The 12,606-nt window shown below is 42.9% G+C and carries 9 protein-coding genes and 1 pseudogene; 2 read left to right on the top strand and 8 right to left on the bottom strand.

The window, feature by feature from the left end:
• Positions 1-6 precede the first annotated feature (6 nt).
• Complete coding sequence (locus GT348_RS03400) at positions 7-1,518, top strand: YifB family Mg chelatase-like AAA ATPase (RefSeq protein ID WP_160618515.1); 1,512 nt, start codon at positions 7-9, stop codon at positions 1,516-1,518.
• 49 nt (positions 1,519-1,567) lie between these two features.
• On the opposite strand, the gene GT348_RS03395 is transcribed toward GT348_RS03400, so the two are convergent.
• Together GT348_RS03395 and metC are read right to left on the bottom strand one after the other, a co-directional pair.
• The gene (locus GT348_RS03395; RefSeq protein WP_160618514.1) at positions 1,568-2,800 is read right to left on the bottom strand and encodes a pyridoxal phosphate-dependent aminotransferase; all 1,233 of its coding nucleotides are present in this window, start codon (positions 2,798-2,800) and stop codon (positions 1,568-1,570) included.
• Positions 2,801-2,906: 106 nt separating this feature from the next.
• Positions 2,907-4,124 (bottom strand): cystathionine beta-lyase, encoded by a 1,218-nt coding sequence (metC, locus tag GT348_RS03390; protein ID WP_160618513.1) that lies wholly within the window; start codon positions 4,122-4,124, stop codon positions 2,907-2,909.
• A 91-nt stretch (positions 4,125-4,215) separates the two neighbouring features.
• On the opposite strand from metC, the gene GT348_RS03385 reads away from it, so the two are divergent.
• Complete coding sequence (locus GT348_RS03385) at positions 4,216-4,884, top strand: endonuclease/exonuclease/phosphatase family protein (RefSeq protein ID WP_160618512.1); 669 nt, start codon at positions 4,216-4,218, stop codon at positions 4,882-4,884.
• Positions 4,885-5,007: 123 nt separating this feature from the next.
• On the opposite strand, the pseudogene cls reads toward GT348_RS03385, so the two are convergent.
• From cls to rpsB, 6 genes and pseudogenes are all read right to left on the bottom strand, one after another.
• A pseudogene (cls, locus tag GT348_RS03380) lies at positions 5,008-6,419 on the bottom strand (cardiolipin synthase).
• A gap of 31 nt (positions 6,420-6,450) precedes the next feature.
• Entirely contained in the window at positions 6,451-8,652 is a 2,202-nt protein-coding gene (parC, locus tag GT348_RS03375; RefSeq protein ID WP_160618511.1) for a DNA topoisomerase IV subunit A, read from the bottom strand.
• A 194-nt stretch (positions 8,653-8,846) separates the two neighbouring features.
• Positions 8,847-9,737 (bottom strand): alpha/beta fold hydrolase, encoded by an 891-nt coding sequence (locus GT348_RS03370; RefSeq protein WP_160618510.1) that lies wholly within the window; start codon positions 9,735-9,737, stop codon positions 8,847-8,849.
• Positions 9,738-9,862: 125 nt separating this feature from the next.
• On the bottom strand, positions 9,863-10,585 hold the full coding sequence (recO, locus tag GT348_RS03365; protein WP_160618509.1) for a DNA repair protein RecO: 723 nt from the start codon (positions 10,583-10,585) through the stop codon (positions 9,863-9,865).
• 71 nt (positions 10,586-10,656) lie between these two features.
• Positions 10,657-11,562, bottom strand: a complete 906-nt coding sequence (tsf, locus tag GT348_RS03360; RefSeq protein ID WP_160618508.1) for a translation elongation factor Ts — start codon at positions 11,560-11,562, stop codon at positions 10,657-10,659.
• A gap of 114 nt (positions 11,563-11,676) precedes the next feature.
• The gene (rpsB, locus tag GT348_RS03355) at positions 11,677-12,465 is read right to left on the bottom strand and encodes a 30S ribosomal protein S2 (RefSeq protein WP_160618507.1); all 789 of its coding nucleotides are present in this window, start codon (positions 12,463-12,465) and stop codon (positions 11,677-11,679) included.
• Positions 12,466-12,606: the final 141 nt, after the last annotated feature.

The following is a 12,606-nucleotide window of genomic DNA, read 5'->3' as shown; positions in this document are numbered from 1 at the left end:
AAGCTAATGTCTTCTTCCTCTAACGTCACCGCCCCAACTCTTGCAAAAATACAAAGCTTTGCTTTTTCTGGTCTTGAGGCGGTGCCTGTTACGGTAGAAGTTCAAATATCGAATGGGTTGCCTGCATTCTTAGTTGTTGGCATGGCAGATAAAGCAGTGGGAGAAGCACGCGAGCGAGTCAGAGCTGCTTTGGCTGCCATGGGCTTGGCTCTTCCTCCCAAGCGTATTTTAGTCAATCTGACTCCTGCTGATTTACCCAAAGAAGGTGCTCATTTTGACGTTCCTATAGCACTTGGTTTACTCGTGGCTATGGGTGTTATTCCTTCCGAAAGCATAATAAATTACGCAGCAATCGGTGAAGTTTCTCTTGATGGGCGCCTCAATCCCATTAATGGCGTTTTATGCGCAGCATTAGGAGCTGCCATTCTAGATTTAGGCCTGATTTGTCCAAAGTCTCAAGGTGTGGAAGCACGTTGGGGACATCCTAATATCGATATTTTGGCAGCGGATAATCTTTTAGCCCTTCTTTCCCACTTTCGCGGCGAACAAATTTTAACACCTGTTTCAGAACCTCAATTTCAAGAACCTGATTACGGTCCTGATCTCGCCGATGTCAAAGGCATGAAATTAGGTAGACGTGTTTTGGAAATTGCCGCTGCTGGTGGCCATTCATTATTAATGAGTGGCCCACCGGGAACAGGAAAATCGATGCTGGCAAATCGCCTTGCAGGAATTCTGCCAGATTTGACACGTGAGGAAATATTAGAAACGAGTCAAATTCACAGTATAAGTGGCATGTTGCAAGCAGGGCGTCTCGTCACAAGACCACCATATAGAGCTCCCCATCATAGTGCCACTTTACCTGCTATTATTGGAGGCGGCGCAAAAGCAAAACCTGGTGAAGTAAGTTTAGCGCATAATGGCGTTCTCTTTTTAGATGAACTTCCAGAGTTTTCACGCTCATGCCTTGAATCCTTAAGGCAGCCTTTAGAAACGGGGTCTGTTTCCATAGCCCGTGCAACCCGACATGCAACTTACCCAGCACGTTTTCAATTTATTGCCGCCATGAATCCCTGCCGTTGTGGCTATTTAGGTGATAGTGAGCGCGCATGTCATAAAGCACCACGTTGTGGAGCTGATTACCTTTCTCGCATTTCAGGGCCTATGTTAGATCGTATTGATCTACAAGTTGAAATAAGGCCAGTCTCTCCTATTGAAATTAGTCGTGCTCCTCAGGGAGAAAATAGCGAAACTGTTCGTAAGCGCGTCTGCAAAGCAAGAGAAAGACAATTAAAACGCCAAGGTGTTTGTAATGCCATCGCTTTGCCTGAAGAATTTAATTTAGAAGAAGATGCACAATCATTAGCTGAGCAAGCAGCAGTCAAAATGCGCTTGTCTAACAGAGCTATTACGCGGCTTTTTCGTGTCGCTCGTACGATAGCTGATTTAGATGGTTCAAATTCCATAAGACGGGCTGATATTGCAGAAGCCCTAAGCTACCGCCTTAGAGGGCAGTGATTTTACAATCTCTGCCCTCTTTTACCGTGTAACTTAAACCAGATTAGAATCACTTTTTCTTTGCATGTTTGTTACGATATTCTTCTAAGAACTCTGCAATGCGCCTGATGGCTTCACGTAGATCGGCCTCATGAGGCAAAAACACAATACGGAAATGATCAGGCTGTGGCCAGTTAAACCCTGTGCCCTGCACCAACATAACACGAGTGGCTTCGAGCAACTCCAAGAAAAATTGACGATCATCCTTAATAGGATAAATATCAGGATCGAGCCTTGGAAACATATAAAGTGCTGCCTGCGGCTTTACGCAACTTACACCAGGAATGGCTGTAATGAGCTCATAAGCCAAATCCCGCTGGCGGCGCAATCGTCCCCCTTGCCCGACCAGATCATTTATACTTTGATACCCACCTAATGCTGTCTGAACAGCCCATTGGCCGGGTACATTGGCGCATAATTTCATATTGGCCAACATATTCAGGCCTTCAATAAAATCCTGAGCCCCGCTTTTATCACCAGAAATCACCATCCATCCAGCACGATAACCACAGGCACGATAACTCTTTGACAAAGAATTAAATGTCAGTGTCAGCACATCTGTAGATAAACTTGCCAGCGCCGTATGCTTAACATCGTCATAAAGCACTTTGTCATAGACCTCATCAGAGAGAATGACTAAGCCATGTTCACGAGCAATAGAAATAATGTCTTTAAGAACATCGTCAGGATATAGCACACCAGTAGGATTATTGGGATTTATAACAACAATACCTTTGGTGCGGGGTGTAATTTTAGACCGTATATCGTCTAGATCAGGAATCCACCCTTTTTCTTCATCACACAGATAATGCACAGGAGTGCCACCTGACAGGCTTGTGACTGCGGTCCATAGAGGGTAATCGGGGGCTGGTAAAAGTAATTCGTCACCGTCATTTAGCAGGGCATTAGTAGCTATATTTATTAAGTCGGAAGCACCATTTCCCAAATAAATATCATCTAATGTCACGCCCTGGACATTTTGCTCCTGAGAGTAATGCATAATGGCTTTGCGCGCTGCAAAAATACCTTTACTATCTGAGTAGCCGGCTGAATTAGGCAAATTCCTAATAATATCTAATTGAATTTCTTCAGGGGCTTCAAAACCGAACACAGCCAGATTGCCAATATTAAGCTTAATAATCCGCTGGCCTTCTTCTTCCATTTGCTTTGCGCGATTCATGATAGGGCCACGAATATCGTAAAGCACATGATTAAGCTTGTTCGATTTTTTCAAAATTTTCATGAAAATTTTCTTTCTGACAGCAAAGGCATAATGGTCCTTTTTGGTTAATTATGACTAATAAAGTACTCATCCTAAATAGGACATACTAATATTATTCAGGAAATACTTATTTGGTTTTTAAACTCTCTAAACCTCTTTCCAAATCCTGACGAAGTTCTTCATAACTTTCCAGCCCTATTTGTAGGCGAAAAGCCGCATTTTGCGGTACACCCGATTTATAACAACGTGTGATACTGCCTTGAGTTGGCAAAACGAGACTCTCATACCCTCCCCAACTTGCACCAATGCCAAAATAATGCAGATTATTGAGCATATTTTCCATGGCAGATAGTGAGACATCAGACTGGAGCTCTACGCCAAAAACGCCGCTTGCCCCATGAAAGTCTCTTTTCCAAAATTCATGCCCTGGGCACTCAGGCAAAGCAGGATGGCGCACCATAGAAATCTCAGGACGGCTTTTGAGCCAGACAGCCAGATCATAAGCTGTTTCTGACTGTTTCTCTAACCGTAAGGCCATTGTTCTAAGCCCCCTTAATGTGAGCCAGCAATCATCCGAACTTGCACAAAGTCCCATATATATGGCCTCGTCACGCAAACACTTCCAATCTGCTTTATCAGCGACTGTCACCGCCCCTAATACGACATCTGAATGACCTGAGGGGTATTTTGTGAGAGCCTGAATAGAAACATCTACCCCATGCTCAAAAGGCTGAAAGGCTCCTATACCCCAGCTATTATCCAAAAGAAGCTTTGCCCCATTTTCGTGCGCCAAACGTGCAATCATTTTTATATCCTGCACTTCAAAAGTATGACTGCCGGGGCTTTCGACAAAAATGACCGCACTATTTGGTTTTAGAAAGGATTTTAATTCTTCTTCACCAGCTAAAGGAGGGTAAAAACTTGTTTCAATTCCAAAACGCGACAAAGTTTTAAGAGCAAAGCGCCGTGTAGGACCATAAACAGAGTCAGGCAAAAGCAGATGATCACCTGATTTTAAAAAAGCTTGCAACGCAAATGTGCAGGCCAATAAGCCTGAACCCACTATTTGCGCATGCTGCCCCCCTTCTATGGCTGCTATAAGTGCCTCTAACGAAAACTGAGTATCATTACCCATGGCTCCATATGTCAGCTCATGGTTATAGCGCTTTTCATCATTACTATTTAAATCTTTAACGGTCGGAAAAAGCACCGTCGATCCACGCGTAACAGGACCATTGACGAAAACACCTTCTGATGGCGGTTTGGGCCGGGCTGAATGAGTTAGCAGGGTCGAAAGACGGGACCACCCTGTATTGTCCAATTTTTTGCCATTTTTCTGCGTCATAGAAGAGTTCTCTTTCTAATTTTAAATTTATTCGCAAAATTCTGAAAGAATTTAACCTTTATCTGCCTTTTTATTACGCATAGTAGATTTTATGTTTAATGAATATATTCCCTCTCCCGCCTCTTTGCAGTCTCTCACTTTAGTGAGCTGGAACCTGTTGCATGAACAGGGAGCAACGATAGAGGATATTATTCTTTTAATCCGCATTACAAAACCAGACATAGTTTTACTACAGGAAGTGAAATTTGGCGTTGATCAACTTCCGGGTCTTATTGGTGGATATTATCACCGGTCTGTTCTGCCCGGGCGCCCCCATGGCACGGCTTGCTGGAGCCGCATTCCGTTTGAAACACCTACCTTATTACCGTTACAACCAGGCATATGTGCTCTTCGATCAGCTCAAATTTTAACTTTTGAAACTGGTTTTGGAATGTTTTCAATCGCGAATGTCCATCTCTCTCATGGACCAATGCTAAATCGTCGACAATTACGCCTTATACGTAGCCATTTAACTGAACGTGCGATCATTATAGGTGATTTTAATATTGTCGGTCCTCCCTTGCTTAAAGGCTTTCGCGATATTGGACCGAGAGAGAAAACTCATCTAATGCTCAACCGTATTCCTTTACGCCTTGATCGTTGCCTAGCACGCGGCTTTAGACGCTTAAAAGCCAGGGCTCTCCCTCGCTTAAGCTCTGACCACCGGCCTATAACACTCACATTAGAACCAGAAACTTTACCAGTTACAGATAAAGCGTAAATAATCTGAAGCTTAATCATTGCCTGGCACGCGGTTTTAGACGCTTAAAAGCCAGGGCTCTCCCTCGCCTAAGCTCTGACCACCGACCTATAACACTCACATTAGAGCCGGAAACTTTACCGGTTACAGATAAGGTGTAAATAATCTTAATACGGCATTACGCAGCCTTACCGGCAATGACCAGGCTTGATAATCTTCTTTGGTAAGTTTTTCACTGCAATGACGTTTTATAAAGCCTTCTAAATGTGAAGCCGTAATAAAATCATGAATCTCAACATTAATTTCAAAATTCAGTCTTAAAGACCGTCTATCAAGATTAGAACTTCCAACAAAGCTCCAATTTCTATCCACAACCATTAGCTTAGAATGGTTAAATGGTGGGCCTCCAAGCCAAATATGGCACCCAACATCTATGAGACGTGGTAAGCAGGCATTACGGGCATAATCAGTAAATTTATGATTACTCTCTTTGGGAACTAGTATATTGACCTCAACCCCTCTTAAGGCGGCCAGGCCAAGCTCAGTTGCAAAGCGATTATCCGGAATGAAATAAGGAGACATAAACCATACTTCTTTTTTGGCCAAAATTATGGCCTGAAGCATGGCATATTCAATTTTTTCCATATCAGCGTCAGGACCAGACGTCACAATACGCGCTGGCACATTGCCAATAGGAACTGGTTGAGGAAAATAACGAGGACCGGTAAGAACCTCATTAGTTGTAAAGGCCCAGTCTTTCACAAAAGCCTCTGTTAATTGTGTAATAACAGGTCCTTCAAAGCGAAAATGCGTATCAGCGACAGGTTGATGAGTGGTCACACGCAAAAGGTTTTCGGCGCCTATATTGAGGCCCCCAAGAAAGCCAATTTTGCCGTCAATAACAAGAATTTTTCTGTGATTTCTTAGATTAATAAAAGGCATTCTCCAAGGCAAAAAAGAATGCATAAAACGTGCACATTTTATGTTTTTCTCGTCCAAAGAACGGAGAATATCACTATAAATATAGCCGCTACCAATACCATCAACTAAGACACGGACCTCAACCCCACGGTTTTTGGCCTCAGATAAAACCTCTACAAATTTTTCACCAATAATATCATGTCTGAAAATATATGAGCATAAAAGCACTGAATGCTGAGCCTGGCTTATCGCCTCCAGCATAACTGGGTAGGCATTATCACCATCATGAAGACAGCGTACAATATTGCCCCCAAAAGCGGGTGACCTGTCAAACGGTCAAGCATTTTAACCAATGGAAGAAACTGGCCCTTTACCTCGTGACGCAGCTCTTTGAGGGGGAGATAATGTTCGGTGCCCTCTTCATCCATCATTTTTTGGGCACGACGATGGACACGATTAATTCCGAACATGAGATAAAGTACGGACCCAAAAAGAGGCATCAGCCAACAGACGCCGATCCACCCCGCACATGAGGCTGTGTCTCTTTTCGTTAAAAGGATATGAATCGTAACGCTAATAGAACATATTAGGCTTATGACCCCGTAGCAAATCGTTAATAGCGTTATATGATTCATGCTTCTGCCTAAAGGCTAATAAAACCCTTTTTTATTTTCTTAACATCCATTGGGGTGCTAACCGTCCCTTGGCACCACGACGAGATAAATAACCTGACAAATCACTTGCAGGTCTAACGCGTTGCCCCTCTTTCCAAATAAGTCCTTCATCAAGTGAAAAAATACGAATAATCTTGAGAGGGCTATCTTCCATTTTTTGCAGGGAGACACCCCTGCCTTTTGTCATTTCAGGCACTTGCTCAAGCGGGAATATAAGAGCGTGCTTATTTTCGCTTAAACATAAAATATGGCTTCCGTCACATTTAATACAACTTACCAGCTCTTCTCCTTCAGAGAGGTTAAAAACCTGGCGTCCTGTTCTTTTTTCAGCAGCCAAATTTTTGGTCGAAACAATCATGCCGCGGCCTCGTGCTGTGGCGAGCAGCCATTTTTCTTCTTCCTGTCCCAAAACAAATAAGGCCAGAGGCTGATCATCCTGCGCCATATCACATAAAGTTCGAACAGCCTGCCCAAATCCTCTTCCTCCCGGAAGGTCGGATACCTTTAATGTGAATGCTCTTCCTGCCTGTCCTACCAAGCATAATTTATCAGTGCTTTGGCACTCCAGGGTAAAACCTGCTTCGTCTCCCTCTTTAAAACGATGAGTAGCGGGGTCAATGCCATGACCCTTAATTGTTCTAACCCACCCTTCTTTCGACAAAAGAACCGTCACGGGTTCACGCTCAGTTTCTAAAATCAACGATGTGTCAATCTCTGCAGGCGGCTCAGAAATAATTGTACGACGTGAACCGTAAGTTCCTTTTGAAAAACGTTCTTCCAAAATCTTCAGCGTTCCAGAGATTTTTTTCCAGCGTCGTTTTTCTGATCCCAATAATTTTTCGAGCGAAGCTTGTTCTTTGGCAAGACTATCTCTTTCCCGCTTAATTTCCAGTTCTTCCAATCTTCTTAGTGAGCGCAAACGCATATTAAGAATGTAATCTGCCTGCAACTCAGTAAGATCAAATGCTACCATAAGCGCTTTTTTGGGCTCATCCTCTTCGCGAACGATACGAATAACTTCATCAAGATTTAAATAAACCAGCAAAAAGCCATCTAAAATTTCACAACGCTTTAATACAGCATCTAGCCTATGTTGCGATCTACGGACAAACACGACATGAATATGATCTAACCACGCCTTTAAAACGTCTTTAAGCGACATGACCCCCGGCACACGGTCATGATTAAGGACGTTCATATTTAAACTAAAACGGGTTTCAAGTGCTGTGTTACGGAAGAGTGTTTCCATTAGCACTTCGGCATCACATTGGCGCGTTTTTGGCTCTAAAACCAAACGAATATCTGTTGTACTTTCATCTCGCACGTCACCAAGAAGCGGAAGTTTCTTCTGCTCCATTAATGCTGCAATCTGTTCAATTAACTTTGATTTCTGAACTTGGTATGGAATTTCGGTAACGATAATGCACCATGTACCGTTACGATTTTTTTCAACACCCCATTTTGCCCGCGTACGAAAAGAACCTCTTCCTGTTTCGTAAGCTTGAAGAACAGCCTCCCGGCTTTCAACCAAGGTTCCGCCAGTAGGAAAATCTGGCCCTGGTATAACATCCAAAAGCTCTTGAATTGAAATTTCAGGCCTTTCAATTAGAAGGCAGGCAGCGCGGTAAATTTCAGCCGCATTATGAGGGGGAATGCTTGTTGCCATGCCAACGGCAATACCTGCCGCGCCGTTAGCTAAAAGATTGGGAAAGAACCCAGGCAAAACAACAGGTTCATGATCTTCATTATCATAAGTGGGTCGGAAATCGACAGCATCATCGTTAATGCCATCTAACATAACCTTAGCCACTTCGGTCATGCGGCTTTCTGTATAACGCATAGCCGCCGCGCCATCGCCATCAACTGAACCGAAATTACCCTGCCCCTCAACCAGGGGGTAACGCGCGGCAAAGTCCTGGGCCAAGCGAACCAAAGCATCATAGACTGAAGCATCACCATGAGGATGATATTTACCAATAACATCACCCACGACACGGGCACATTTTTTAAAACCAGAACTTGGATCAAGCTTAAGTTGCTGCATGGCGTAAAGCAAACGCCGATGTACTGGCTTTAAACCATCACGCACATCTGGCAAAGAACGTGACATGATTGTTGATAACGCATAGGCTACATAACGCTCGCTCAGAGCCTCTGCTAAGCGCGTATCTTCAATGTGGCCTGCATGATCCATTCTCGTTTTCCGCTTTTATTTAGATTATGTAACACAAGTAAATTAGTCTTTAAGTACGGTGAGGTCTATCATTAACACTAAAAGAGGCTTTCCATAATTTTGTTTTGTACAAAAGTCCGTTTTTTTATGTCAATGAGATGAGGGAATATAGCAAAAGCTATACTCCCCCTAAATTTTCCAGGTAATATTATTTTTTAAATAACGACGTCATTAAGAGGCGGCTCTTGAGTCACTAACGGACTATCACCATGATGAGAAATTTTATCACCAGAATTTAAGGTAAGATTTAATCCGTCTATTTGCATGCCTTCATAATATAAATTTTTAACCTTTAATAAATTAATTTCTTTATTTCGTAAAAATGCTCTGACTATTTCATAAACAGAGCTTACAGCAACTTCTTCAACGTGACTAATTTTTGTATTCAAACCGAAAACTTCCTGAGGCGTTACAACCTTTCCCTTTGTCCCTGCCGGGAAAGTCGCTATTTCTTTCGCAGTCAGAGCGTTACCTGTTGTCACTTCGTCTGTTTCTGAAATAATAGAAAGATAACGAACAGGATCAGGAAATGGTGCAGAGTTAATTTCTTTAAGGAAATTTGAGCCAGCAATAACCTGAAGATCGGCTGGTGTAGCTGGTTTGCCAGGATATAAATTTGCTACACCTGCATAAACAGCTCCAATACTACAAAAACTAGTTACATGCTTAGACATAAAGCTAGGACGGTAATGAAAAGCCCACGCAGCTGATATGTTTCCCATACTATGGGCCACAATATGAATATGATGTGCTGGAAATTTCCGACGCAAAATATAAATTGCAGCGGCTACATATTTGCCTGATATATTTAAATCAGCTGTATTAGAGTGAGGTAATGTTAATGCAACAGGATAAAATCCATCGCGGGGCATTGAATTAAAATAAGACCAGGACCACACTCCAAATCCAGTATTATTTTTCCCGTGTAATAAAAGAACAATATCTTTTACTTTATCTGCAACAGGTCTATCAGCGTAATACCAAAGTGAATTTTCAACTACTTCAATAGAAGGGCTTGAAAAACATAGTTCTTCTTCATATGACATAATATAAATCTCGCATAAATATAAATAGATAAATAAATATAAAATAAATCAGCAAGAGATAGCCTCTTGCTTCAATGCAAGATGTGTTGCAGTTCGTTAAATTACAAGTTGTTTCAAGAAATATTTTACGATAATTTTTCAAGTAATCTTTTTCTGGCAGCAGGTAAATCTCTATGAAAAGAGCCAAATACTGCTTTTTCCAAAAAATGTGTTGTTATTAAAAGTCCTTGTTTCCATTGCTCCAACGTTCCGCTTTCATGATCATTTAGCAAAAAAGAAGGTAGAATAAACAACCTACTTTTCCACTCTCCCGCTCCTTCCTCACTTACAGCCTTACCTGTTCTGGGAGACAGGAATTTAAGATCTGTTTTACGTCCAGTTACAGTGCATTGCGTTAAATCAAGACCATAACCTAATTGCTCTAAAAGAAGCACTTCCCATCTTATGTAATCAGCAAATGGAGGTTCATTCGGAAAGACTGCCATAGCATTAAATAAACGTACTAAATGATTGAACAAATCTGGATAAGGCTCTTTATCTGGCAAGGTGCTTACGAGCAAAGCACAAGAGCTTGTCATTAATGCCAGAGATAAAGGAAAATCTAGCAAACGGGCAGCAATTATTTTTACGGGTTCTGCGGTGAAATTCCCTAATTGTTCAGCCAGGCGGGCTTTCCAGCGCACCATAATAATATTACCAACCTGCCATATTGAACGGTGGCGAGAAGAATTACCGCCTTTGACCATACCGCGCGACACACCGTGAGTCTGGGTAAAAACCGTTACAATAAGGCTCGTTTCACCTTGTAATTCAGAGCGCAAAATAATTGCGGGAGCTTCCCACTCCATAATTTATTCCTCACCAAACAAAAAAGGCCCCCACTATTTCATGGGAGCCTTTTAAGAAGGTCAAGAAAAACTTAGTTTCCAGCAGCTTTTGCTACTTCAGCAGCAAAGTCACTTTCTTCTTTTTCAATACCTTCACCAAGGTGGAAGCGTTCAAAGGCAACTAATTTTGCCCCTGCTTTTTCTACAACCTTTTTCACACGGCTTTCACCGTCATGTACCCATACCTGCTCAAGAAGAACAACTTCTTCATAGAATTTGCGGATACGGCCTTCGACCATTTTTTCAATGATTGCTTCAGGCTTGCCAGAAGCACGTGACTGCTCAGCAACAACTGTGCGTTCACGCTCCAAGGCATCGGCGTCAACACTGACGATATCTAAAGCTGACGGACGTGTAGCTGCAACATGCATACCAACCTGGCGGCCCAGTGTTTGAATAGCTTCTGACTCTGAAGGCGCTTCAAGAGCAGCAAGCACACCAATACGACCAATACCAGGGCGCAAAGCACCATGAACGTAGCTGGCAACAACACCAGATGGAACAGTCAGAACAGCGGCACGCCGCAATGTCATGTTCTCACCAATTGTAGCAATAAGGTGTGTTAATTCATCTGCAACTGTACGACCAGAAGGCAATTTAGCTGCTTTAATCGCCTCAACATCATCGCCAACTTCCAAAGCAACGTGAGCGATTTGCTCTACAGCATTCTGGAAAGCTTCGTTACGGGCAACAAAGTCTGTCTCAGCGTTGACTTCAACCATCGCTGCTTTGTTTTTGCCAGACGCAACACCAACAAGACCTTCAGCAGCAACACGACCGGATTTTTTAGCTGCCTGAGAAAGACCTTTTTTACGAAGCCAATCAACAGCGGCTTCAATATCACCATTTGCTTCTGTTAGGGCTTTTTTGCAGTCCATCATGCCTGCCCCTGTTGCCTCGCGAAGCTCGCGTACTAGGGCTGCTGTGATCTGAGCCATATCATCACCTTTTATGTAAAAATCCATGCAACCAACTAAATAATAGCCGGTTGCATGGTTTCAGTCTTTTGAATGTACTTTTTTACAAAAGCACGTAAAGCATGTTTCTGCTATTTAGCTTGCAGGAGCTTCTTCGGTAGCAGCGGTGCTTTCAGCAACAACAGCCTCGATTGGAAGCTCTTCAGAAGCGCCAATATCCTGACCAGAAGCAGCTAATTCAGCAGAAATACCGTCAAGCACAGCACCAGCAACTAGATCGCAATAAAGGGTAATAGCGCGGATAGCATCATCATTGCCTGGAACAGGGAAGTTAACACCCTTTGGATCTGAGTTACTATCAAGGACAGCAACAACAGGAATGCCAAGCTTGTTTGCTTCTTCAACAGCCAATTTTTCTTTATTGGTATCGATAACAAAAAGAAGGTCAGGCAAACCGCCCATGTCTTTAATACCACCGAGTGAACGCTCTAATTTTTCGCGATCACGTGTAATATCAAGGATTTCTTTTTTTGTCAGACCAGATGTGTCACCAGAAAGCATTTCATCAATAGCGCGAAGGCGTTTGATGGAGCCGGTGATGGTCTTCCAGTTTGTCAGCATCCCACCGAGCCAACGATGGTTGACATAGTACTGGCCACAACGTTGTGCAGCTTCTGCAATATGCTCGGATGCAGCACGTTTTGTGCCAACAAACAATACACGACCACCTGAAGCAACAGTATCACGAACCTGCTTTAAAGCGCGGTCTAACAAAGGTACTGTTTGCTGAAGGTCAATAATATGAACCTGGTTACGCACACCAAAAAGATAAGGCGCCATTGCTGGGTTCCAGCGGCGCGTGTGGTGACCAAAATGCACACCAGCTTCTAATAACTGACGCATTGTAAAATTAGGCATTGCCATAATAAGCAACCTCTTCTCTGGTTAATCCTCCGCATAGTTTGGCCCTATATGGACACCAGAATATCTGGACTATGCGTGTGAAATACTCACCTCTTATGAGGTAAGCGGCTCTTCCTAGCTTTTTATAGTGGAAAAAACAAG

The organism is Aristophania vespae (genome assembly GCF_009906835.1).
In the GTDB taxonomy this organism is placed as follows: domain Bacteria; phylum Pseudomonadota; class Alphaproteobacteria; order Acetobacterales; family Acetobacteraceae; genus Aristophania; species Aristophania vespae.
Note: the sequence above shows the minus strand (reverse complement) of the source record. Positions and strands in the feature narration are given on the sequence as shown.

Bases quoted from the DNA above. Each gene is read 5' to 3' on its own strand.
- recO (WP_160618509.1), bottom strand. From the start codon at position 10,585: ATGGAGTGGGAAGCTCCCGCAATTATTTTGCGCTCTGAATTACAAGGT.
- rpsB (WP_160618507.1), bottom strand. From the start codon at position 12,465: ATGGCAATGCCTAATTTTACAATGCGTCAGTTATTAGAAGCTGGTGTG.
- GT348_RS03400 (WP_160618515.1), top strand. From the start codon at position 7: ATGTCTTCTTCCTCTAACGTCACCGCCCCAACTCTTGCAAAAATACAA.
- GT348_RS03385 (WP_160618512.1), top strand. From the start codon at position 4,216: ATGTTTAATGAATATATTCCCTCTCCCGCCTCTTTGCAGTCTCTCACT.
- metC (WP_160618513.1), bottom strand. From the start codon at position 4,124: ATGACGCAGAAAAATGGCAAAAAATTGGACAATACAGGGTGGTCCCGT.
- GT348_RS03395 (WP_160618514.1), bottom strand. From the start codon at position 2,800: ATGAAAATTTTGAAAAAATCGAACAAGCTTAATCATGTGCTTTACGAT.
- parC (WP_160618511.1), bottom strand. From the start codon at position 8,652: ATGGATCATGCAGGCCACATTGAAGATACGCGCTTAGCAGAGGCTCTG.
- tsf (WP_160618508.1), bottom strand. From the start codon at position 11,562: ATGGCTCAGATCACAGCAGCCCTAGTACGCGAGCTTCGCGAGGCAACA.
- GT348_RS03370 (WP_160618510.1), bottom strand. From the start codon at position 9,737: ATGTCATATGAAGAAGAACTATGTTTTTCAAGCCCTTCTATTGAAGTA.